Annotated in this window: 19 protein-coding genes; 12 read left to right on the plus strand and 7 right to left on the minus strand. The window is 39.0% G+C overall.

The genetic code is table 11. From position 1 onward, the window contains the following. Window positions 1-250: 250 nt before the first annotated feature. Both ACKWB9_RS04405 and ACKWB9_RS04410 read right to left on the minus strand, forming a co-directional pair. Window positions 251-2515 (minus strand): PorP/SprF family type IX secretion system membrane protein, encoded by a 2265-nt coding sequence (locus ACKWB9_RS04405; protein ID WP_414001781.1) that lies wholly within the window; start codon window positions 2513-2515, stop codon window positions 251-253. 7 nt (window positions 2516-2522) lie between these two features. After that, entirely contained in the window at window positions 2523-4769 is a 2247-nt protein-coding gene (locus ACKWB9_RS04410) for a T9SS type B sorting domain-containing protein (protein WP_414001782.1), read from the minus strand. Between the two features lie 225 nt (window positions 4770-4994). On the opposite strand from ACKWB9_RS04410, the gene ACKWB9_RS04415 reads away from it, so the two are divergent. Both ACKWB9_RS04415 and ACKWB9_RS04420 read left to right on the plus strand, forming a co-directional pair. Next, entirely contained in the window at window positions 4995-6680 is a 1686-nt protein-coding gene (locus ACKWB9_RS04415) for a glutamine--tRNA ligase/YqeY domain fusion protein (RefSeq protein WP_414001783.1), read from the plus strand. A gap of 295 nt (window positions 6681-6975) precedes the next feature. Continuing rightward, window positions 6976-8253, plus strand: a complete 1278-nt coding sequence (locus ACKWB9_RS04420; protein WP_414001784.1) for a POTRA domain-containing protein — start codon at window positions 6976-6978, stop codon at window positions 8251-8253. A 100-nt stretch (window positions 8254-8353) separates the two neighbouring features. Here the strand turns inward: ACKWB9_RS04420 and ACKWB9_RS04425 are convergent, their stop codons facing one another. Beyond that, on the minus strand, window positions 8354-9286 hold the full coding sequence (locus tag ACKWB9_RS04425) for an SPFH domain-containing protein (protein WP_414001785.1): 933 nt from the start codon (window positions 9284-9286) through the stop codon (window positions 8354-8356). 135 nt (window positions 9287-9421) lie between these two features. Here ACKWB9_RS04425 and ACKWB9_RS04430 point away from each other — a divergent pair, with 135 nt between their 5' ends. The 3 genes from ACKWB9_RS04430 (at window position 9422) to ACKWB9_RS04440 (ending at window position 10439) form a co-directional block, all read left to right on the plus strand. Further along, window positions 9422-9619 (plus strand): hypothetical protein, encoded by a 198-nt coding sequence (locus tag ACKWB9_RS04430; RefSeq protein WP_414001786.1) that lies wholly within the window; start codon window positions 9422-9424, stop codon window positions 9617-9619. 187 nt (window positions 9620-9806) lie between these two features. Next, complete coding sequence (locus tag ACKWB9_RS04435; RefSeq protein ID WP_414001787.1) at window positions 9807-10106, plus strand: type II toxin-antitoxin system RelE/ParE family toxin; 300 nt, start codon at window positions 9807-9809, stop codon at window positions 10104-10106. Between the two features lie 9 nt (window positions 10107-10115). Then, window positions 10116-10439: a helix-turn-helix domain-containing protein gene (locus tag ACKWB9_RS04440; RefSeq protein WP_414001788.1), complete on the plus strand. Its 324-nt coding sequence runs from the start codon at window positions 10116-10118 to the stop codon at window positions 10437-10439. A gap of 160 nt (window positions 10440-10599) precedes the next feature. Here the strand turns inward: ACKWB9_RS04440 and gltX are convergent, their stop codons facing one another. Further along, window positions 10600-12108 (minus strand): glutamate--tRNA ligase, encoded by a 1509-nt coding sequence (gene gltX, locus ACKWB9_RS04445; protein WP_414001789.1) that lies wholly within the window; start codon window positions 12106-12108, stop codon window positions 10600-10602. Between the two features lie 184 nt (window positions 12109-12292). Between gltX and ACKWB9_RS04450 the strand changes: the two genes are divergently transcribed. The 5 genes from ACKWB9_RS04450 (at window position 12293) to ACKWB9_RS04470 (ending at window position 19805) form a co-directional block, all read left to right on the plus strand. Next, entirely contained in the window at window positions 12293-15763 is a 3471-nt protein-coding gene (locus ACKWB9_RS04450; RefSeq protein ID WP_414001790.1) for a hypothetical protein, read from the plus strand. Continuing rightward, on the plus strand, window positions 15756-16175 hold the full coding sequence (ybeY, locus tag ACKWB9_RS04455; RefSeq protein WP_414001791.1) for an rRNA maturation RNase YbeY: 420 nt from the start codon (window positions 15756-15758) through the stop codon (window positions 16173-16175). Before ACKWB9_RS04450 ends, ybeY begins: the two co-directional genes overlap by 8 nt. Before the next feature lie 2 nt (window positions 16176-16177). Beyond that, complete coding sequence (gene mnmG, locus ACKWB9_RS04460; protein ID WP_414001792.1) at window positions 16178-18046, plus strand: tRNA uridine-5-carboxymethylaminomethyl(34) synthesis enzyme MnmG; 1869 nt, start codon at window positions 16178-16180, stop codon at window positions 18044-18046. A 194-nt stretch (window positions 18047-18240) separates the two neighbouring features. Next, entirely contained in the window at window positions 18241-19056 is an 816-nt protein-coding gene (locus ACKWB9_RS04465) for a class I SAM-dependent methyltransferase (RefSeq protein WP_414001793.1), read from the plus strand. A 242-nt stretch (window positions 19057-19298) separates the two neighbouring features. After that, window positions 19299-19805, plus strand: coding sequence for an OmpH/Skp family outer membrane protein (locus ACKWB9_RS04470; protein ID WP_414001794.1), 507 nt, complete (start codon window positions 19299-19301; stop codon window positions 19803-19805). A gap of 56 nt (window positions 19806-19861) precedes the next feature. Here ACKWB9_RS04470 and ACKWB9_RS04475 read toward each other — a convergent pair whose 3' ends face one another. The 3 genes from ACKWB9_RS04475 to rnr are packed head-to-tail and all read right to left on the minus strand — an operon-like array spanning window position 19862 to window position 23467. Further along, on the minus strand, window positions 19862-20530 hold the full coding sequence (locus ACKWB9_RS04475) for a LysE family translocator (protein ID WP_414001795.1): 669 nt from the start codon (window positions 20528-20530) through the stop codon (window positions 19862-19864). A gap of 9 nt (window positions 20531-20539) precedes the next feature. Then, window positions 20540-21220, minus strand: a complete 681-nt coding sequence (locus tag ACKWB9_RS04480; RefSeq protein WP_414001796.1) for a head GIN domain-containing protein — start codon at window positions 21218-21220, stop codon at window positions 20540-20542. 57 nt (window positions 21221-21277) lie between these two features. Further along, window positions 21278-23467: a ribonuclease R gene (gene rnr, locus ACKWB9_RS04485; RefSeq protein WP_414001797.1), complete on the minus strand. Its 2190-nt coding sequence runs from the start codon at window positions 23465-23467 to the stop codon at window positions 21278-21280. Window positions 23468-24119: 652 nt separating this feature from the next. On the opposite strand from rnr, the gene ACKWB9_RS04490 reads away from it, so the two are divergent. Both ACKWB9_RS04490 and ACKWB9_RS04495 read left to right on the plus strand, forming a co-directional pair. After that, window positions 24120-24551, plus strand: coding sequence for an RpiB/LacA/LacB family sugar-phosphate isomerase (locus ACKWB9_RS04490; RefSeq protein ID WP_414001798.1), 432 nt, complete (start codon window positions 24120-24122; stop codon window positions 24549-24551). 125 nt (window positions 24552-24676) lie between these two features. After that, a complete protein-coding gene (locus ACKWB9_RS04495) occupies window positions 24677-25120 on the plus strand; it encodes a GNAT family N-acetyltransferase (RefSeq protein ID WP_414001799.1) in 444 nt (147 codons plus the stop codon). The last annotated feature ends 10 nt before the right edge of the window (window positions 25121-25130 follow it).

The following is a 25130-nucleotide window of genomic DNA, read 5'->3' on the forward strand; positions in this document are numbered from 1 at the left end:
TAAATCCATACACTGATTTCTAAGAACGAAGACATCGTACAATTTGCTATTGATCAATATACCAACACTTGTCTTTGCGAAGAATTTCTCATTCCAAAAAAATAGGGAGAAACCTTATAACATTGAGATTTCTCATCGCTCATGCTTCGCTTTATCGAAATGACGAATCGATGCTTTAAAACATAACGTTAAAGCAGTAATACCTCAATTATAATATGACTTTAGCATTTATATATTAATATTTTCCCCTTTAAGCCATTTGGTCCGAATTCACTCGCATGATCCACATCTTATCGTCATAGGCATCGTTCAATCTGGAATAATATGATATTAACGCATTGTTCCATGATTCATGGCGTTTTAAATAAACATACCTATAGTTATTTTCTGGATTAATAAAATAACTGGCATTGAGTCCAAATGAGTTTAAAAGCTTTACAAACCGGTTTGCATTCCTAGGGTTGGCAAACACATTGGCTATAATATAATATCCAGATCCAATACCATTGATCTTATACGTTTTGGGGTCCGTTTCATTTGCAGCCACTTTGTCCCGTACTACAACGTTGGTCCTAAGCGCATCCGTATTGTATTTGGAGGATTTTTCCTTGAGCTTGTTTACGTTTGTGGCATAGGCCTCGTTCGTATATCTATTCTCAACGTTCATGATCCACATGGCCCCATCATAGGTTCCATTAAGTTTATTGTCATGTGCGGCAACAGCCTCTTGCCACGTATTAAAACGTTGCAGATACACATATTTTAAACCATTATTGGGATTGTCTATATAATCGGCACCAATGCCTTTATCGTTCAGGTCATTCAAAAACTTATTCAGGTATTGGCCCCCTTTGTATACGTTCGCAACAACGTAGTAACCATCCGTAACGCCAGGCAAATCCTTGAATTTTCTGCTTTTTACCTTATCCTGAACCTGCCTTTGTTGCGTTCCCGATGTTGTGCGTCTGACCGTACTGTTAACGGCAACCGCATCTTTTTCCTTTGTTACCGATGCTATTGTAGAGGCCACAGCCCTTTTTTCTTCCTTGATAACCCCTTTGTCTCGTCCGTGGGCCGTATCTGTAACATTGTTTGCCAGGGCATCCTTAGCCGTTTCATTGGATTTTAATATCGGTTTATTGTTCACTTCGTTATCGGTAACGTTCGATTTTCTATCCATCTTTATTTTAGGCTCAATAACGGCTATAGCATCTTTTGATATTTCTTCCCGGTTCGTGTTTTGAGGTTTAAACCTATCATTATTACCGTTATTTTTTGCAGAAGCGATACCCGTTAATGTATCGTTCCCTCTAAAGATGCCTTCGGCCCTGCGTTCCAAATCGGGCCTATTGCCCTTGGTTTCATTACGGACCATGCGCATGACCATCTCGAAACGGCGTTCCAAATCTTTTTGTCTGTTGGACTCCAAAGAATCCTGACGGAACATGAGTTCTTCAATAATGGCATCGTTTTCGGCCAGTTTGCGTTTTAATTCGGCTACCTCTTCATTGGTCGCAATATCATTCTCCGGCAACAAGGCGTTTTCCACAAAGTCATTGGTATCATCCTCGAACAATACCCGGTCTTCCGTAAGATTGGGCGTAAACGAATAGGCAAAGGATATTTCATGGGTTGGCCCAAAGTTGTTAAAATTATTGGACAGTCCTTTTTCCATCGTGTATCCCAAGGAAATTCTTCTGTTCAGGTTAAAACCGACTCCTGCGGCGGCCCCGTAAAAACTATCATAACCCCCTTGTATCCATCCCAGTTTTGGTAAGTCCAAGATTAAACTACCCCCCAAGGTAATTTCCTCCTCACCTACCTTTCTAACCCGGGCCAATGGCATAAGCCTGCCTTCTTCCAAAATACCCGTTTTGTTTTTAAACTGATGGGTATATTGCAGGTGGCCGGAAAAGGTCTTGTCACCAAACTCCGTAATGGATTCACTGGTCTTTAAGTTATAATCAAATAAATCTTCTGCAAACAGACCAAAATCAAATTGGCCATACGATAGATTGAAGCCCGGTTGAAACAATAGTAGGTTCTGGTCTTGGAGTCCGGCTAAGAACGGATCGTCCTCCACCGTAGTGGCCCTGCCCTGATCAAAGCCACTGTTGTAATAGGAAACATTGGCCCCAAATGTAAAATTACTTTTGTCGCTCAGTTTAATACCGTAGGCATAATTGGCAAGTACCCCAAAATTACTCAGAGGTCCCAAACGTTGTGCGTATAAACTAAGGCCCAATCCCGTACGGTCACTGATACGTCCACTATAGCTCAAGAAGTATTTTTGGTCATTATCGTCAAACTGTACCGATTGGTTTCTATGCAATAGATTCACATAAGACTTATCTTCCCTGACCGTTGAAAAGGTAGGGTTAATAAGAAAACGGTTGTATCTCAAAAGGTTTTGTGCCGGTACATCATAGGATATAATAGGATTCTCCTCCTGCGCACTTACCTTAAGTCCTACAAGCATGAACAACAACAAGTAAAAAACACTCTTCTTTAGCATGGTAATCTTAACGTATTACGGTAATCGTACCCTGTTTGAGTACTTCACTGGCATCCCTTATCTTATAGTAGAATACCATATTCTGTTTGGTAAAGGCGGTTGACGATTGTGGCCAGTTATTTTTATAATCAAATTCGTTTAACACTTCTTCGCCCTGATCATTATATATAATAACGTTTACATCTGCCTTGTTGGAATAGGAATTTGGAATAATCCATTGGTCATTGATGCCATCCCCATTAACAGTAATTACATTAGGCACCTTAAAAGTATCCATATAGGTAACGACTATCTGCCGAACAATTTCACAATTATCGATATTCGCAATTAGGGTATAGGTGCCTTCTTCCGTAAAGGATACATTGTCCGTTGTGCTCATTTCCACATTAGATGGGTCCAACCATCTGTAGGCCGTACCTCCCCGTGCGGTAACCGTACGTGAAGTACCCTCGGGAACGACTATATCACCGGTAGGATCCAACGTTATCAGGTTTTCGTCCAAAGGAGAAACGGTCACTTCATTGGAAATCAACGAACAGCCATCCCGGTCTAAAACCAATCGGTATGTTCCTGCGTCGCTTACCTCCAAAGACCGGTCGGTCGTACTAACCGGGCTACCATCTCTTTGCCATTCAAAACTTTCACCCGACAAGTCTATCAAAGATGAAATAGTAACCATATCGCCAGCACTACAATAGACCGTGCTTGTACTATTTATGGCCAGGGTCTCACTTGTTAGCAACTGTACGGGCAAGATATTTGAAGTTTCATTATAGCTGTCAATATTGGCAATAAGCCGATAATCGCCGTTTTCTGCATTAGAAGCCAAACTTATGGCCTTGGCCGTTTCTCCAGATACATCGGTACCGTCTTTTTGCCACTGGTAAGAGAAAGCATCGATCAAATCTGCGGTCACCTCCGTTTTAGTACCGTCGGATGCCACTGCATTAATTGCACTTACTTCTATAACGATACTTGTAGACACACAAGCTGTATAGGTATCCTGATAATCGGCTATAATTTCAAATGATGCCGGAGAAACCGCAATGGTGGTTTCAGAGTTCTTTTGGGTAACGGCACAACTGCCTCCCGTTTGCGATACTTCCGCATAATAATCCCCATCCTGTGAAATGGTCAATGTATTATTTGTCTCACCAGAAATTTCCACCCCATTTCTAAACCATTTGTAGGTAGGTGTATTTGCCGTTGTGCTTACGGAAAGTGTCTGTGTCTGTGATGGAAGGACAACTACATTGGCAGCGTTGTCCCGAGTTACCGTATAGGCATCCGCATTGGTAATGGTCAAAACCTCAGATCGTTCGGTACAAATACTATTTCCTGAAATTTCTACGGCATAATCACCTTCAAATCCAACAGAACCGGCATCTACCGTATAGGAACTGCCAACGGCACCCGTAATGGCATTACCGTCCTTATACCATCTGTAATTCCAACTCGGATCGGTAAGGTTAATGGACAGCGTTTCCGTATCCGTGCTGCATAGTGCTGTTTTAGAAGGGGTATTAATGGCAATCCCTGTTCCGGAAGCACCAATGGTAACATCAACAATATTGGAATCTGTATTCCCCGAACCTGTACAAATGGGGCCATAATCTACAAAGGCATTGTACATACCACTCTGGGTAACACTGAGCGTATGTCCGGTTTCTCCCGCGAGGGGCGTTCCGCTCCTGAACCAAATATACTGATAGGTTTCCGGGTTGGCTATATTGTCCACCCTTAAGGTAGTAGGGCCCGTACTGCAAACATTGCCCGGAGGCACACCATCGCCTGCCTCACTAATATTTAAACTGGAAGTAACATCCATATAATACATATTGTATGCTTCGGATTCCGCCCCTATTTTAACGGGATCCGTACTGCGTACCCGCATTTTATAACCTTGCCCCCTGGTCGTTGTCGGTATGGCAAAATCAATATCAAAATCGGTATTCGAATTTTGGTCGGTAATCGTTGCCAAGGTCGATGGGCTGTCAAAATTTCCACTGGCATCCGACAGTTCCAAAATAAACTCATTGGCCTCATTGGCCGTACCTGCCCATGTAATGTTCACAAAATATTCATTAAAGCCTCCGTTTCCGGCACAAATGGCCGTCCATGGGGAATTTCCGGCCAGATTGGGATTGTCCGCCGGTTCGGGAGCATTGATCACAATGGCCTGTGCGGATAGCTGTAGGCAGCCAAACAGCATTAGCCATATACTAAACATGTAATTTTTGTAATTAGTTTTCATAAGCTACGTAGATTTGGGGGCCACTACTTTGGGTATGAATGTTATGTCATTTTCACTTAAACCTAATATTCAACGACAAATATGTTATTTATAACGATCATTACGAAGTTATTGTTGTAGGCAAGATCAATTCTGTTGTGAAATGCAATTAATGTAAGGTGTGCTTAATTTAAACCTAGGGATTACCGCATTTTTGCTACTTTTGTAAGCTCAAAAAAATGTACCATGAGCGAGACGGTCAAGTCTTTGAATTTTATTGAACAGATCATAGAGGAAGACCTTGAAAACGGGTACTCCAAAGCAGTGCTAAGATTTCGCTTTCCTCCTGAGCCCAATGGTTATTTGCACATTGGGCATGCGAGTTCTATTTGTCTTAATTTTGGCCTTGGATTACGCTACAATGCACCTGTAAACCTAAGGTTTGACGATACCAATCCGGCCAAGGAAGAACAAGAGTTTGTAGATGCCATTAAAAAGGACGTGGCCTGGCTTGGTTACAAGTGGGATACCGAACGGTATGCTTCTGATTATTTCCAGCAACTCTATGATTGGGCCATAACATTAATCAAAGAAGGTAAGGCCTATGTAGACAGTCAGTCTTCCGAGGATATGGCCGAACAAAAGGGAACACCTACGGAAGCGGGAACGGAAAGTCCCTATAGAAATCGATCATTAGAAGAGAATTTGACCTTGTTCGAAGGCATGAAAAATGGCGATTTTCAAGAGGGGCAACATGTGCTTCGGGCTAAAATAGACATGACCTCTTCCAACATGTTGATGCGTGATCCCATCATGTACCGTATTCTCCATAGGACCCATCACAGAACAAATACCGATTGGTGTATTTATCCAATGTACGATTGGACCCATGGGGAAAGCGATTATATTGAACAAGTTTCCCATTCCCTCTGTACCCTGGAGTTTTTACCACATAGAGAACTTTATGATTGGTTTTTGGATCAGGTACATGATCCAAATATGGTTAGACCGAAACAACGGGAATTTGCCCGAAGGAACCTTAGCCATACGGTGGTCAGTAAACGCAAATTACTGCAACTTGTGGCCCAAAATGCAGTGAAGGGATGGGATGATCCCAGAATGCCTACAATTTCCGGGTTACGCAGAAGGGGCTATACCCCCGAATCCATTCGGAACTTTGCGGATACTATCGGTATCGCCAAACGAGAAAACCTTATCGATGTTTCTTTATTAGAATTCAATATTAGAGAGCATCTAAATAGGGTAGCGCCTAGGGTAATGGGCGTTTTGGATCCCCTAAAACTGATCATTACCAATTACCCTGAGGGTCAAGAAGAGTGGTTGGATGCGGAAAACAATCCCGGGGATGAGGCCGCAGGTTCCCGAAAAGTACCTTTTTCAAAAGAACTGTATATAGAGAAATCCGATTTTAGGGAGGAAGCGAATAAAAAATTCTTCCGGCTAAAATTAGGTGGAGAAGTACGGCTCAAGAACGGTTATATTATTAAAGCCGAGAGCTGCACAAAAGATACCGAAGGGAATGTTGTTGAAGTACAATGCACCTATGACCCTAAAAGTAAAAGTGGTAGTGGAACAGTGGAAAGCCTCAGAAAGGTAAAGGGTACCCTACACTGGGTTTCCATAGCACATGCCTTGGAAGCGGAAATTCGCCTTTATGATCGTCTATTCACACACGAAAGTCCCGATTCCCAAAAAGACAGGGATTTTATGGAATTCATAAATCCCGATTCTTTAGAAGTCATCAGAGGGTTTGTAGAGCCAAGCTTGAAAACGGCCAAAGTAGAAGAACGATTCCAATTTCAGCGGATGGGGTATTTTTGCGTGGATCCCGATTCCACTTCAACCCATCTCGTCTTTAATCGCACGGTAGGGCTTAGGGATTCCTGGGCGAAAGTTCAGCAGAAAAAATAACTTGTCGTCCGAGAATGGTGGGCAAATATTAAGATCAAAGCGGTTACCATATATGGATTTCGATTCCTGTTGCTAAGCTACTGTAGGCCTTTGCGTACGTCAGGAGAGCAAATAAAGCATTCCTTGCAATGCGTTTATCTGTATAATATCGCAGTTGAGATGTAAAGGGTGTTCTGGCATCTTTATTCATTGATTTTTACGACCTTATACAAGTAATCTCCTGAAAAGCACCATATTTTTTTTGCTTTTTAGTATGGAAAACGAAACAATTACGTCTTAGGAGAAAACCATCGACGTGAAAAAAATTATACCTATTCTATTTCTCACCCTGGGTATGGGTCTTCAGGCTCAAGAGGTATCTATTTCCCAAATTGATTTTGAAGGGTTAAAACGCAGTAAGGAATCCTTTTTAAGACGGTTGATCAAAACCAAGGAAAAATCGGTTTACGACACCTTAAAAATCAAAGATGACGTGGATCGTTTAAAACGCCTTCCCGGTATTGCCAATGCTTCGTACTCCTCACATATAGTAGGGGATAATGCCATAGTTACCTACACGCTTGAAGAAAACTTCACCCTGATTCCCGGCCTTCGCATAGCAACGGCGAACGACGGAAGTTTTGCATATCGTATTTCGGCTTTTGAGTTCAATCTTTTTGGAAACAACCAACTTTTCGGTGGTTTTTATGAAAAGAATGTTTTTAGTTCTTATGGGGTCTTTTGGGAACATCCGTTCCTATTTAGCGATAAATTGGGCATTGGGCTAAGTTATCAGGATGTAACGACCTTAGAGCCCGTTTTCTTTGATAGCGGAGAAGAAGATTATCGGTTTAATTCCAAAAATTTAGAGGCCAATCTCCTGTTTTCCTTTGATTTTAACAATGAAGCGGAATTAGGTGCCATACTGGTACAGGAAAATTACCGTTTTGAGGGAGAAAGCCTCATTCCCAATAGGCCAAACAATCTTGAGGCGGACAAATTAATTTACAGAGCGGCCTATCGTCATGTAGATTTGGACATAGATTATCAATATGTAGATGGCATCCAAAATGAATTTACAGGACAATATATTCAGTTTTTGGACGGAAATATTGCCGGAGAGGCATTTTTGGATAATTTTTTATCGCTTCGTAATGATTTCATCTATTATAAAAAGTTGGGAGACAAGGGCAATTGGGCCAATCGCCTGCGTTTGGCCGCCGCTATTGGTAACGAGGATTCCCCTTTTGCTCCTTTTACCCTGGACAACCAATTGAATATACGTGGTGTGGGCAATACCGTAGATCGGGGAACGGCGGCCATTGTATTCAATACCGAATACCGGCATACTTTGCATGAGAAGGGCTGGTTCGTAATACAGGGAAACGCCTTTATTGATGCCGGTTCATGGCGAAGGCCCGGAAATGATTTTTCACAATTGTTCGACGGTTCTTCTGCGCAGCTTTATCCGGGATTGGGAATCCGGTTTATCCATAAACGTATATTCAATGCCGTTTTTAGGCTGGATTATGGTTTTGGTATCGGTACCAATGCTACCAACGGAATTGTTTTTGGCATAGGGCAATATTTTTAGTACAACTTGAAACCAACGATTGTCCTTGCGGGCAACTCCATTATAAAAGCCCTGAACATAGCTATGTTCAGGGCTTTCCTTAATTATACTAAAAGGTATTTTATTCTTTCTTTTTAGATGGGGTCGTTTTTTTCATCTGCTCCCCGATCATATTGCTTGCCGTAAAGGACGCTACCATATTGTTCAGCATATCACTGCCCGCTTGTGGTGAATTTGGCAACAGAATGAGATTGGTATTGGTTTCCTCGCCAATACTCTGTAGCGTATCATAATGTTGTGTGACCACTATAAGGGCAGAAGCTTCCTGTGAATTGATGCCCACTTTGTTCAGCACCTCAACGGATTCCTCAAGACCCCTAGCAATTTCACGGCGCTGATCGGCAATACCCTGCCCCTGCAAGCGTTTGCTTTCTGCTTCGGCCTTGGCCTTTTCAACAATAAGGATACGGGCGGCATCCCCCTCGAACTGTGCGGCGATCTTTTCACGTTCGGATGCATTGATACGGTTCATGGCCTCCTTTACTTGTGCATCCGGATCAATATCGGTAACCAGGGTCTTGATGATATCATACCCATAGTCCAACATGGCGTCTTGCAGTTCTGATTTTACCGCTATGGCAATGTCGTCCTTTTTAACAAAGACATCGTCCAGTTTCATTTTAGGGACTTCCGCACGCACGACATCGAACACATAGGACGTAATCTGATCGTGTGGATACTCCAGTTTATAAAAAGCCTCATAGACCTTGTTCTTGATGACAACATATTGTACCGAAACCTTTAGCTTTACAAATACATCATCTAAGGTCTTGGTTTCGACGATTACATCCAATTGTTGGATTTTTAATCCTACCCTGGCCGCAATACGCTGCACAAAAGGAACTTTAAATTGAATACCTGCATTGCGTACGCTGGTAAATTTTCCAAAAGTCTCAATAATAACCGCCGTTTGTTGTTTGACCATAAATACACCGGATAAAATAGTGATGAGTGCAAAAAAACCAACAACGATCCAAATAAAGTAATCCCCCATAATAGTATGATTTAAGTTAAAGAAGTAATTTACGAAAACACTGTATGATATCAGTAGTTATTATTGGGGAATTGTTACAGAAATTCTAAAATACGCTGCGGGCTTATTCCTCTTTTATTACCTTGTAGGGCCGATATGACTTTTTTTTTGAAAACGGGTGCCGATAAGAACAATTTTGAAATTGATTTTCTAGATTACATTGCGCTTCGTGTAAAGGATTTGGGCATCTCGATTCTGGGGCGATTTCCCCATCTTTCTTTTGGCCAAAAGCGCTATAAAATCCTAGGGTTGGGCTTTACGGTTATGGCTATTTTACTTATAATGATGTTTTGATGGGAAATGGGTTGGGACTTAAAATATAAAGTTTTGGTTCTGTACAAACTTGAAAATGTGTCACTTTCTACCACCCTAATTATGCCTTATATGAATCATTGTCCACAATATAATCAAATCATTAAAAGTTTCCATATAATTCAACTTTATTGTTGTCTTTGCTAAAGTAAAACGACAATTGAACTGAATGAAACCGAAATTTGAGGTAGTATTTCTTGAACAAGCTATTGATTTTATATCCAAATTGGATGCGAAAGCTAAACTCGAAAATGATCCAAAATTATTTAAAAAGCTAACGGATGACATTTGGGAATTTAGAACTCTTTATCAAGGAATTCAATATAGGCTCTTTGCATTTTGGGACAAAACGGACAAAAGCGAAACGCTTGTGTTATCAACACATGGAATGGTTAAAAAAGTAAGTAAAGTACCAAAATCCGAAATTGATAAAGCATTGAACATCAGAACAGAATATTTTAACCAATAAATCCAGGGTATGGCAACAAAAATGAAAATGATGACACTTGACCAAATGAAAGACAAGGACATTGGAAAAGTTGGAACTATCGAACGAGATAAGTACGAATTTGATCTGCGGATGGAAATCTTAGGAGATATGATTAAATCTGTCAGAAAAGAGCGGAATTTAACACAAGAACAGCTCGGAGAATTAATCGGGGTTCAAAAATCACAAATATCGAAATTAGAACGAAATACTAAAAATGTAACTATCGAAACGATTTTAAAAGTTTTTAGAGCATTAAAAGCCAACGTTAGATTTAGTGTCGAAATGAACGAATGGGAATTTAAAGTAGCATAAAAACATAGCTAACAAATGCTTAAATATAATGGATTGGTTTTCTTTGCAAAGAGCGCATAGAGCATGACAATTGATTTTCGTTACTACCATTAAAGAGCTTCTTATATAGAATGATGGACAAAATATCCGATGGCAATGGCATAATAAAAACTATTCTTCCCTAACCCAACTTGGCAATAGCGGTCTTAATGCGTTCCATACTTTCCATTTGCCCTATAAGCCCCATAATATCAAAAATATGTGGGCCTTTCATACCCCCTACCAGTACCAAACGCAAGGGTGGCATCACTTTTCCAAAGGAAAGGCCCTGATCGGTAATCCAGGATTTTACTATGGTCTCTATTTTTTCGGACGAAAAATCAGAGATACTTTCCAAAACCGTTAGTAATTGTTGCATGATTTCCGAGGTGTCTCCTTTCCACTGTTTCTTGGCCGCCTTTTCATTATAATTGTCCGGGGACACAAAGAAATAACTGCCCAATTCCCAAAAATCGGACACAAAAATAGCACGTTCCTTGATCAAGGCAATTACTTTGGTCACATAGTCCGTATTCCAAGTTTTGTCAAGCAGTTTTTTTTCGATTAGAGCCAAACTGAACAACTCCGCCAATTCCCCATCATTTTTCCCTTGCATGTATTGTTGATTATACCATTTGGTCTTTTCAGGGTCAAAACGGGCTCCCGATTTATTAACACGTTCCAAACTAAAGGTTTGTATCAGTTCTTCCATACGGAACACTTCCTGTTCGGTACCCGGGTTCCACCCCAACATGGCCAAGAAATTGGTCACAGCCTCGGGAAAATAGCCCGCTTCCCTGTAGCCTTGGGATTCGTTCCAAGAAATCGGAAATACGGGAAATCCTCCTTTTTCCCCATCACGCTTGCTCAATTTTCCCTTGCCCACGGGTTTCATGATCAGGGGTAAGTGTGCAAACTGTGGTGCTTCCCATCCAAAGGCATCGTATAACTGCCAATGCAGAGCCAGGGAAGGCAACCACTCCTCTCCTCTAATTACATGACTGATTTCCATTAAGTGATCGTCTACAATATTCGCCAAATGATAGGTAGGCATCCCATCACTCTTATACAACACCTTATCATCCAAGGTGTTCGTGTCAATTTCCATATCGCCGCGAACAATATCCTTTAAATATAGTTTCTCATCGGCCGGGGTCAAAAAACGGATTACAAAATCTTCGCCATCGGCAATTCGTTTTTCCGTTTCTTCCGGCTTTAGGGAAAGGGAATTGTCCAATTTTAAACGATTGTGCCAATTATAGATAAAGGTTTTCCCCCTGGCCTCATGGTCTTTTCGGTGAAAATCCAGCTTTTCCGATGTGTCAAAGGCATAATAGGCCTTCCCTTTTTTGACCAGTTCATCTGCATATTGTCTATACAGGTGCTTTCGTTCACTCTGGCGGTACGGCCCAAACCTTCCTTCTTTCCCCGGACCCTCATCAAAAGGCATTCCACACCAATCCAAAGCTTCTACAATATATTCCTCGGCTCCTTCCACGTACCTATTTTGATCTGTATCCTCTATCCGAAGAATAAAATCCCCTCCATGTTTCCTGGCGAATATATAATTGAACAAGGCCGTCCTGACCCCACCAATATGTAAGGGGCCTGTTGGGCTCGGCGCAAAACGAACACGTACTTTTTTACTCATGGCGCAAAGGTATAAAAAGCACTGTTGGCTTAAAAGAATACGTTGCGGGTATCCGGGATAATTTCAGGTACTGGCATATCAAACCCATAAAAGCCTCAAAAAGTAAGCACATTGCTCCTTTTAACAATTTTTTCTAATCGAAAAATCCAATTACTCCTATCTTGGTACTAAATATAGCTGAATCTTGCACATTTACGATTACATACTCCATAAGCTCAATCTATTTATCCGGAAACACTATACCCAAAAACTGGTTAAAGGAGTTCTTCTGTTTCTGGCCTTGGGCCTGTTATTTTTTCTGATCGTTATGGCCGTGGAATATATGCTTTGGCTCAATAGCACAGGAAGGTTGGTGCTGCTCATGGTCTTTGTGGCCGTAGAGCTCTTTTTATTGTCCACTTATATTCTGAAACCATTATTTTATCTTTTTAAACTTAAAAATGGTATCGGTCCCAAGGATGCGGCACAAATAATCGGCAGGCATTTCCCCAATGTGGGGGATAAACTGTACAATCTTTTGGATTTGGCGGAAAACAAGGAAGAATCCGAATTGTTGTTGGCAAGCATAGCACAACGTTCACAGCAATTAAGGCCCGTTCCTTTTACCAATGCCATAAATTACAAGGATGCATTGGGTAATGCCAAATACATGATTATACCAATCGTTATAGTCGGGTTGTTGTGGGTATCGGGAAATTGGAACACTTTTTTTGGATCGTATGAACGGGTAGTCAATTACAATTTGGCCTATGAACCTCCCGCTCCTTTTCAATTTAAGTTGTTGTCCGGTGATTTAAATGCAATAGAAAGCAAGCCCTTTGAAATTAGGGTGGCGACCCAAGGGGAAATAAAGCCCGAAAATGTTTATATGATTATGGGCGGAAGGGAAATTTTACTTCAATATAAAAACGGTATCTATCAATACACCTTATCCCCTCCCTTGGTCACAGCCAATTTTAGCTTTATCGCAAATGATGTACAGTCTCGTCAATACAAGCTCAATGCCCTTAAGGCACCATCTATCATTGATTTTAGTCTTGAGCTGAATTATCCCTCTTACCTCAAAAAAAGGAGGGAAACCCTTAAAGGTACGGGCAATGCCATTCTCCCCGAAGGCACTAAAGTCAGTTGGAACATTCTGGGCCAAAACACGGCGGATATCCGTCTTATTACAAAAGATACGGCGGTCCTGTTTACCAAGGATGCCGATTCCTTTGCCCTTAGTAAGCACATTTACCAAGATTTGCGTTATCAACTAAGTACATCCAATGCCAATGTTCAAGATTATGAAAAACTGGATTATGGCTTTAAGATAATCAAGGATGGTCACCCCAAGATCAAGGTAGTTCAAGTCTTGGATTCATTGAATCCCAATATTTCTTATTATTCCGGGGAAGCTTCGGATGATTATGGCCTATCTCAAATAGATTTGATCTATTATGAACTGGGGAAGGAAAAAGAAAAAAAGTCCATCAAGATAGATGTCCCAAAAAACGGATTTGCCCAATTTTATTATACCTATCCTTCCGGTTTGGATCTGGAAACCGGTAAAAACTATGCATTTTATTTTTTAGTGACGGACAATGATGCCATTCATCATGGCAAGACGGCAAAAAGCCAGGTGTTCAATCAGGTGCTTTTAGATGACGGACAATTAAAAAACAGGGATTTAGAATCTCAACAGTCGCTCATCAATAATCTGGACAGGTCATTGGAAAAGGCCAAAGAACAACGAGAAGTTTTGGAGGAAATCAGCCAACAACAAAAGGAAAAAAACAGTCTCAATTTCAATGATCAAAAACAAATCAAGGATTTCCTGAAAAAACAGGAGCGGCAGGAAGAACTGATGCAAAAATTCAGCAAGGAACTTAAGGAGAATTTAAATAAGAGCGATACCGATGATAAACTAAACCGGTTGCTCCAAGAACGTTTGGAACGTCAAGAACTGGAGGCCAAAAAGAACCAAAAATTGTTGGAGGAACTCAACAAAATTGCGGATAAGATCAATAAGGAGGAACTGAGCAAACGCTTAGAGGAACTGGGCAAAAAACAACAGAACGGCAAACGCAGCCTGGAACAGTTGCTGGAGCTGACCAAAAGATATTATGTTACCGAAAAAGCGGCACAATTGGCAAGAGACCTGGAAAAGCTTTCGGAACGACAGGAGGTATTGTCCGATTTAAAAATCGGCAAGGATTTTTCGGAAAAAGAACAAAAGAAAATGAACGAAAGTTTCGAGAAACTTTCAGAAGAATTGGAGGAGCTTAGAAAAGAGAATTCCCATTTGAAAAAACCCATTAATCTAAAAATCGATGAAGATAAAAAGTCCGGTGTAAAAGAAGACCAAGAGCATGCTTTGGAGGAAATTAGAAAACACCATGGTACGGAGCAATCCTCCCAAAAGGGGGGAAAGATGGAAAACTCCGGGTCCAAAGCGGCAAGAAGCCAAAAATCCGCAGCTCAAAAGATGAAGGAAATGAGCAAGGAACTAAGCCAATCATCGGCCGGGGGCGGGGGAGGTTCCTCAATAGCGGAGGACGCTGAAATGCTCCGTCAGATTTTGGATAATCTGGTTATTTTTTCCTTTAAGCAGGAAAGTCTTTTTGACAAACTCAGCAATCGAGAGGAAGAGGATGTTATACAGTATTCTACCACGGTCCGCGACCAAAAGGAACTGAAAAACCTATTTGAGCATGTAGATGATAGTCTTTTTGCACTTTCTTTACGGCAAGCGGAACTTTCCGAATTTGTAAACGAACAGATTACCGAGGTATATTATAACATTGATAAATCTTTAGAAAGCATAGCGGACGGAAAGACATACCAAGGTGTTTCCTATCAAAAGTACGTGCTTACGGCTTCCAATAACCTGGCGGATTTTCTGGCCGAAGTTATGGACAACATGCAACAAAGCATGCAAATGGGGAAAGGCCAAGGGAAAGGAGAAGGTTTTCAATTGCCGGACATCATTAGAGGGCAAGGTGAAGTCAATGAAAAAATGGGGGAATCCGGGAAGTCGGGGAGCAAAGGAAACTCTGGAAAAAAACAGGGAGATGGTCAGGAAGGCCAAAAGGGGGGAGAGGAGTCCAAAGGAAAACAAGGAGAAAACGGGAAAAGTGGAAAAGAAGGGCCGGGAAATGGAAAAGAACAGGGACAAGGTGGTGATGGCAAGAACGGGAAAGGCAATAGTGGAGGTTCAGGAAACGATGGAAAAGGGCAGGGGCAGATGAGCGAAAGCGAACTTCAAGAAATCTATGAAATTTACCAGCAACAGCAACGTATTCGTCAGGAATTGGAAAAACAATTGAAAGATATGATCAATGCGGACGATAGAAAATTAGGAGAGCGACTAGTGCGACAAATGGAAGATTTTGAAAACGATTTATTGGAAAATGGCATTACGCAACGCACGATCAATAAGGCAAATACCATTCAGTATGAACTACTGAAATTAGAAAATGCAACACTGAAACAGGGTGAAAAACCAGAGCGGGAAAGTACTACAAACACCAGAAACTTCACCAATCCCATAACCACTAAACCCTCATTATTAGATAATTATCACAATGAGGTTGAAATTTTAAACAGACATGCCTTACCTTTGCGCCAAAATTTTCAAAACAAAGTAAAGGAATACTTCAAAGAAAATGATTAATTTCAACTATGTGTCTGATTTTCAGTTAAATAAAGAAAAAATATTTCGTTTTTGGATAGAAAAATGCTGTGATAGTGAAGGGTATTCCGTAGGTGAATTAAACTATATCTTTTGTAATGACAACTATCTTTTGGAAATAAACAAGAGGTATCTCGATCATGAAGATTTCACGGACATTATTACTTTTGATTATGTTCATGGTAAAATAGTTTCTGGTGATATTTATATTTCTGAAGAACGTGTTCGGGAAAATGCCAAAATTTTCAAGGTTGATTTTGAAAACGAAATACAACGTGTAATGGCGCATGGTATTTTGCATTTAATGGGTTTTAAAGATAAGACCGAGGAAGATGTAGCGGTAATGCGTCTTAAAGAAGAAGAAAAAATAAAACTGTTCCACGTGGAACCTTAGTTATGTTTGGAGAAGAATATGATGTAATCGTTGTAGGCGGAGGTCACGCCGGAGCAGAAGCCGCGGCAGCGGCCGCAAATATGGGTTCAAAAACCTTATTGGTAACCATGAACCTTCAGACCATTGGGCAAATGTCTTGTAATCCGGCAATGGGTGGTATCGCCAAAGGGCAAATCGTAAGGGAAATTGATGCCTTAGGTGGCTATAGCGGTATTATTACGGACAAATCTGCCATACAGTTTAAAATGCTCAACAAATCCAAAGGTCCGGCGATGTGGAGTCCAAGATCACAAAACGATCGCATGCGTTTTGCGGAAGAATGGCGCTTGGCTCTTGAACGCACTACGAATGTTGATTTTTATCAGGAGATGGTTTCTGGGTTATTGGTGGACGGAAACAAAATTACCGGCGTACGTACTTCTTTAGGAATAGAAATAAAAGCAAAAGCGGTCGTCCTTACCAATGGAACATTTCTTAATGGTTTGATCCATATTGGAGAAAAGCAGTTTGGTGGTGGACGGGCAGGGGAAAAGGCAGCGACCGGCATTACCGAGCAGCTAACCGATTTAGGTTTTGATAGCGGACGTATGAAAACAGGAACTCCACCAAGGGTAGATGGTAGATCTCTAGACTACTCCAAAATGATCGTACAACCCGGTGATGAACACCCTGAAAAATTTTCTTATTCCGATACGAAAGTGTTGACCAGACAACGTGATTGTTATATGACCCACACCAGCACCTTGGTTCATGATCTCTTACGAGAGGGTTTTGATCGTTCACCAATGTTCAACGGAAGAATAAAAAGTATCGGCCCCAGGTATTGTCCTTCCATAGAAGATAAAATCAATAGATTCACGGATAAAGACAGCCATCAAATGTTTATTGAACCAGAAGGTTGGGACACCGTTGAAGTATATGTTAACGGTTTTTCTACATCCCTTCCAGAAGATGTCCAATTTAAGGCTTTGCGTTCGGTAGTTGGATTTGAAAACGTGAAATTCTTTAGGCCCGGTTATGCCATAGAATATGATTATTTCCCTCCTACTCAATTAAAGCATACTTTGGAAACCAAATTAGTGGATAATCTTTATTTCGCCGGACAAATTAATGGTACCACCGGATATGAAGAAGCGGCTTCACAAGGTTTGATGGCCGCAATAAATGCGCATTTAAAAATAAATGAGAAAGAACCTTTTATTTTAAAAAGGGATGAGGCTTATATTGGGGTTCTTATTGATGATCTAATCACCAAAGGAACGGAAGAACCCTATCGCATGTTTACCTCGAGAGCCGAATATAGAACGTTATTGCGACAGGATAATGCCGATTTGAGATTGACTCCTAAAGCACATGCTATTGGCCTCGCCGATGAAAACCGCATGCGCAGCATGGAAAAAAAACTACAAAAGTCCAATGCTTTCGTCAATTTCTTTAAAAAAACCAGTGTACTTCCCAAAGACATCAATCCCATATTGAAAAGTGTAGATTCTTCTATAATCAAACAATCCGACAAAATGTTCAAAGTGTTTTCCAGACCAAAAGTGACCATGGATCATATGCTACAATTGGATGTTGTTTCTTCTTACGTGAACGAACATAAACTGAATAGGGAAGTCTTGGAGCAGACCGAAGTTCAAGTAAAATATTCAGGTTACATCGCTAAAGAAAAAGCAAATGCCGATAAGCTTCACCGGCTAGAAGCTGTAAAAATTCCTAATAATTTTGATTACTCCAAACTAAAATCACTTTCTTTTGAGGCTCGAGAAAAACTTAATGCCATACGTCCTGTAACTATTTCACAAGCTTCTAGAATAAGTGGGGTAACTCCAAGTGATGTTAGTGTGTTGCTCGTTTATCTAGGTCGATAACATAAATTGTTCCACGTGGAACAATTTACATGTTTCTCTCCTCTTTATTTCGCACAATTAAATCCGATGTTATTTTAAATCGACAAATTTCAGATATACTCAAACTTGTTTTGCTTTTACCGACACTTATTTTAAATTATATTCGTGGTAAAATCTCCTAAACTTTTCCATTTATCACCATAATGAAATCTTATTTGAAAACCAAAGATTATTTAGTGACCAATGAAATCTTTGAACTTTTATACGATGATGAATTGGACATGCTCGTCACACAACCGCAACCCAAAAATTTAGAACCCTATTACCAAAGTTCAGCATACATTTCCCATTCCGATTCCCATACAACCATTATTGACAAGATTTACCAAATCGTAAAAAAATATAGTTTATCTAGCAAACTTAGATTCATTCACAAATTTCAACCCCAAAACAAACAATTACTGGATATTGGTGCAGGAACAGGCAGCTTTCTTTATCATTGTAAAAGTAAAGATTGGGATACTTTAGGTGTAGAACCCAATTCCCATGCCCGCAATCTCGCCCGTTCAAAAGGCCTTTATATGGTTACCGATCTATCTGAAATAAAGGATAAAAAATTCGATGTCATTACTTTATGGCACGTATTGGAACATCTTCCCAATCTAGAGGTTCAAATAAAATTATTGACCTCGTTACTTGCCAAAAATGGCATCTTGGTTATAGCCGTGCCCAACTTTAAATCTTTTGATGCCAACTTTTATAAATCTTACTGGGCAGCCTATGATACCCCCAGGCATCTTTGGCATTTTTCAAAAAAATCAATTTCCCTTTTGTTTCAAAAAGAAAAAATGGAAATTATAAAAACCAAAGGAATGTATTTTGATTCTTTTTATGTATCCCTGTTATCCGAAAAAAACAAAGCAGGTAAATCACATTTTATTAAATCATTTTTTATTGGTTTCCTATCAAATTTAAAAGCAATCTTTACTAAAGAACATTCTTCTATTATTTATGTCCTTAAAAGAAGATAATTCTCATTTTAAGCCGATTTGAAAGCGTTATTCCCCCAAAGTATATTACATCTTCGCTCAATTGTAAAAACAGCTTAGAACCTACTTAAAAGCTTATTTTATTATAAGTTTTATCTATTAATATTTACTCATCAATAATAATAATTTATATAGCTGATTGCTTATAAAATTATAAATCTCAAATTTCTAAAGCTTCGTTTAAAAACCTTTGTTACTTTTGCCCAACTTTTAATTTTTGACCAATGAAAAAAATAGCCATAGCATTTGTACTTCTTATTTCCTATTCTTGTCAACAAGAAAAAATTGGATATGTAGATAACATAAAACTCCTCGACGAGTATCAAGAAAAAATTGAAGTGGAAGCCAAGTATAATACGAAAGTGGAAGCCTTAACCAAGAAAAGAGATAGTATTTCACAGGCATTCCAGCTTGAAGCGCAAGCTTTTCAGGCTAAGGCACAAAGTATGTCCCAGAAAAAAGCACAGGAAGAATATACGTTATTTCAGCAACGAGGTCAATTTATAGGGCAACAACTACAACAAGAAGAGCAACAGCTACAAACTGCCAGCCAAACCGAAATGGATAGTCTGGTCTCCAAGGTAAAAAAAGAAATCCAAGCTTATGGAAAAACCAATGGGTTTACTTATATTCTGGGAGGAGGAGAAGGCGGCAGTGTTTTATATGGAACCGAAGTAAACGACTTAACGGACGAAATTGTCAAAATTTTAAACGACAAGTATAAAAACTAACTGAAACAATAAACATAGTTTCTAATTCAACCGGCCAATGGCCGGTTTTTTTAAACTCATTTCCGAATTCTTTCTATACCTTTTTCAATATTAAATTTATCCTTGGGGAGAAATCCCTTGGTTATCAACACCAGCCCACACACCAACAAAATCAGCCCTAAAGATTTCTTAATCCATCGAATACGGGTATTGGTCAATTTTTTCTTTAATTGTTTGGCCAAAAGAATCTTAAAAAGATCAGTTATAAAATATACGGAGAGCATAACACTAAAGAATACTACTATTCTATTGGATTCATTATCCAAACTTGGGCCTACGATAATGAGTACCCCCAACCAAAACATCAGCACTCCAATATTAATAAAGTTCAGTAAAAAACCCTTTACAACGAGGCCCAAATAACCACTCTTGGTTACTTTAATCGGTGTATTTAATTTTTGTCCGCCATTCTTTTTTAAAAAGGTCGTAAGACCATATATCAATAAAATAGCACCGCCAAAAACATAGAGTCCCGGTTGATTACTTAGATTCTCCAGCAGTTGAAAACTACTAAAATAGGCAGCAAAAATAAAAATAATGTCCGCTATGATTACTCCAATATCAAAAGCTAACGCCGCTCTAAATCCTTTAATGGCACTTGTTTCCAACAAGACAAAAAAAACAGGGCCTATCATAAAACTCAATAAAAAACCCAAGGGTATGGCGGCCTCTATATCTTCTAGCATTATATCCTCTTACATTCTTTTGATTATCCCTCCAAAAACAGTTTTTTCTTCAAGTTTTTCAGGATTACCATAAACTTGTACTTCACCACCTGCCTTAACTGCAGCCTTAACATATTTACTTGCATAAATCTCCGCTCTGGAACCCGCATTTACATTTATAGTAGAAAATTTTGTTTTAAAATTCTTTCCTTCATATCTGCCTCCCGTATTGATCTGTACATCTTGCACATCAGAAAAACCCTTGGTCTTTACAACACCACCTGTAACAGACTTAATAAGCATCTGTTCAACTTCTGCCGCAATGATAAGTTCCCCACCTTCCTGTGCTTTTAATTCCAGAACATCTTGTTCTATAATCTCGTCAGATTTAATCCTCGCATCTTCATTTACATCTATAACAACTAATCTATCCTTATAATAAACATCCACAAATGTTTTATATCCACTAAATATCTTACCGATTTGCATACGTATTTTTAGTACGCCATCTTTGTTTACAATGGCAACTTTACTTGTATTCTCCCCGGTAATAATTGCTTTGTTTTCGGATGATTTTATCAAGTTAACAGAAAGGCCATCATAAACTTTAAGCTCGGAAAAACTATTGAGTTCCTTGATCATTTCAGTCTCTTGAGAACTCAGTCCATTTAAACCACCACAAAGAAAAAACAGCCATATTATATGTTTCATTTTGTTGGTCTTAAATTATTTATCATCAGTTTAAAATCAAACTTCATTCCAAAACAATTATTCTTTCTTTCCAATAAGGGAAAAGTCCAAATGCCTTTTGATCAAATCCGTATTCTTGACCCTTACGTAAACTTCATCACCCAATTGATATTTTTTCTTCGTACGTTCCCCTATAACGGCATATTCTCTTTCATCAAAGATATAATAATCTCCTTTTATGTCCCTAATACGTACCATTCCCTCACATTTATTCTCTATGATTTCCACATAGATTCCCCATTCAGTGGCCCCACTGATCACCCCTAAAAATTCCTGGTCTTGATGATCTTGCATAAATTTAATCTGCATGTATTTTATAGAATCTCTTTCCGCATTGGCGGCCAAAGCTTCCATATTCGAAGAATGCTTACATTTTTCCTCATAAACCTCTGTTTTTTCCGATTTTCCCTTATCCAAATATTTTTGTAATAAACGATGCACCATAACATCCGGATATCTTCTAATAGGTGATGTAAAATGGGTATAATGATCAAACGCCAAACCATAATGACCAATATTATCTACCGTGTAAACGGCCTTGCTCATACTTCGTATGGCCAGCGTATCCACTAAATTCTGTTCCTTTTTACCTTTTACGTCAGACAGTAACTGATTCAATGAAGTACTTATCGCCTTTTTATCCTTAAAATTTAGTTTATGTCCAAACCTTGATATAATTCCGTTAAGCGCTACAAGCTTATCTTCATCCGGATCATCATGTACCCTATAAACAAAAGTCCTTTTAGGCTTCTGCTTACCTATAAACTCAGCTACTTTTCTATTGGCCAATAACATGAATTCCTCAATTAGCTTATTCGCATCTTTGGATTCCTTAAAATAAACACTGATCGGTTCATTTTTTTCATTCAATTGGAACCGCACTTCTACTTTATCAAAAGAGATAGCACCTTGGTCCATTCTTTTAGACCGCATTGTTTTCGCCAATGCGTCCATTCTCAAAGTAGCACTTACAATATCCTTCGAAACCGTATATGCCTTGCCACGAATAGAGACATTCTCAGGGATATTTCCATTTTTATGGGATATGATATATTGTGCTTCTTCATAAGCAAAACGCTCATTGGAATTGATTACAGTTCGGCCAAACCATTCATTTTTTAATTGTGCCTTATCATCCAATTCAAAGATGGCCGAAAAGGTGTATTTTTCTTCATTGGGTCGTAATGAACAGGCATTATTGGACAATACTTCTGGCAACATAGGGACCACTCTATCCACCAAATAAACGGATGTGGCCCTTTCATAGGCTTCGTCATCCAAAATTGTATTTTCCTTCAAATAATGGGATACATCCGCAATATGTATCCCTATTTCATAATTTCCATTTTCCAGAACGGCAAAAGACAATGCATCATCAAAATCCTTGGCATCTTTGGGATCTATGGTAAAGGTGAGAACATTTCTCATATCCCTTCTTTTGGATATTTCCTCCTCTTTAATTTCCGTATCCAAGGCATCCGCAAAATGCTGTACTTCATAAGGAAATTCATAAGGCAGGCCATACTCCGCCAAAATTGAATGGATTTCCGTATGGTGTTCCCCTGGTTTGCCCAGTATCTTTAAAATTCTACCATAAGGCGAATCCACATCGTTCGGCCATTCCGAAACCTCTACAATAACCTTATCTCCATCTTCGGCATCACCTATTTTATCCTGGGGGATAAAAATATCGGTGTACATTCTAAAATCGCTAGGTCTTACAAAAGCAAATGTCTTTTGCATATCCACCACACCAACAAAAGTAGTTTTGTGCCGTTCGATAATTTTAGTAATATCACCCTCTAATTTTTTACCTCTTCTCCGTGGATAAATATAGATTTCTACCTTATCCTTATGGAACGCCCTATTTAATTTATTGAACGGTACAAATACGTCATCATCCAGTCCCTCTACAACAATATAAGCGTTCCCTTTACCCGTAATGTCAACCGTTCCTTGATGATATGTTCTGGTATCCTGTAATGCTCTATAATGGCCCCTATCAACTTCAAGAATCCGTTTTTTCTCTTTGAGCTGCACCAATCTCTTAATCAATACATTTCTATCGTTTGCATCTCTTATTCCAATCTTAGCAGCAATTTGTTTATAGTTGAAGCTTTTTTTGGGTTCTTTTTCCAATACCGTAAAAATGCCTTTGGTAATTTCGTTTTTTCTATGGTTCCTCGTCTTCTTATTTCTCTTGGACATCAACAACTTTATTTGTGAGGGAAATTACGAATTATAATCTAGTACTTGTCTTCACAACTATTTTTTCATTGAGGTTACCCTAAGGCCGTTATGAACATTAATACTATAATTATATTTTTCTTTTTGAAATTAAAATAAATAAATGATGATTATGATAGTATGTTGATAGTGCGTATAACTTATTCTTAATTTTCTTGACTTTCCTTTTTACAAGAAGTTATTGACAGGATATTAGTAATAAATATTATTGATAATCAGAAAATTGAAAAACTTATCCTTGGTGGTTAACAACCACTTTCAACATAATTTATTAATAAGTTTTTACGCGATCGGTGTTAATTGGAAAGCAAATTCCATGGAAAAGAAACTCACTTGTTTTAAAAGATATATTAGGGTATTTCAGAATTTCGGTTACTATTGAAAATGAATGACAAAAAACAATTTTTCTATTGATTTTTTACCAACAATTTTTCAAATGAAAATAATCGTTTTATCGGGATTAATTAACAACTTTAAAATAAGGATAATGTATTAAATGTTGTGAAAATGGACTTTTTTGTAGCGTACTGACAGGATATCGTACCTTTGTAAACAAAATGCGGTTTCCCCATCTTAATAGTTGTGCTTAATTAAATTATAAAAACGACATTTTATGAAAATAGCTATTGGTAATGATCATGCAGGAACGGAGTATAAATTGGCCATTATAGGATTATTAAAATCCATGGATTTTGAAATATTCAATTATGGAACGGACGGAACGGATAGTGTTGATTATCCAGATTTTGTACATCCCGTGGCCGAAGATGTTGCCAGTGAAAAAGCGGATATGGGAATCATTGTCTGTGGGAGTGGGAACGGTGCATCAATGACGGCCAATAAGCATCAAAAAATTAGGGCGGCACTGTGTTGGACCAAGGAAATTACAGAATTGGCCAGAGCACATAATGATGCCAATATCCTAAGTCTTCCTGCAAGATATATAGCACTCCCACAGGCTTTGGAAATGGTATCTACTTTTTTAAATACACAATTTTCCGGAGGAAGACATGAAAGACGTATTGAGAAAATACCTTGTAAGTAACCTAAATCAATCCCTGGATCAAATACGTCTTTATATATCGCTATTCCCGACTAAATAAAACACTTGATATTTCTATTTTGCGAATATTATTATAACAATAATAAGTAGATATTAATAGACGACCCATGTTGGACATAATTGTAAAACGTTTTCCAGAATTAACCACTGGGGAACTTTATACTGTATTACGTTTAAGAACGGAAGTTTTTGTGGTAGAGCAAAATTGTATTTATCAAGATTTGGACGGAAAAGATGAAATAGCGTTACATGTTATAGGAAAAAGCAAAGGAATTATTGTGGCCTATGCCAGAATTTTTGGTCCTGAAGATTATTTTGAGCAAGCAAGTATAGGAAGGGTAGTGGTGGACAGAAATGAGCGTAAATATGGTTATGGTAAGGATATCATGAATGCAGCTATAAACACGATTTATAAGAAGTTCCACAAAACGGGTATTAAATTATCCGCACAATGTTATTTGCAACAATTTTATGAAAGCTTAGGTTTTTTGCCCCGCGGTGATTCTTACTTGGAAGATGGTATTCCCCATATTGCGATGTTCAAAAATTAGAACAATAAGC

The organism is Maribacter spongiae (genome assembly GCF_047345125.1).
Classification (GTDB): domain Bacteria; phylum Bacteroidota; class Bacteroidia; order Flavobacteriales; family Flavobacteriaceae; genus Maribacter.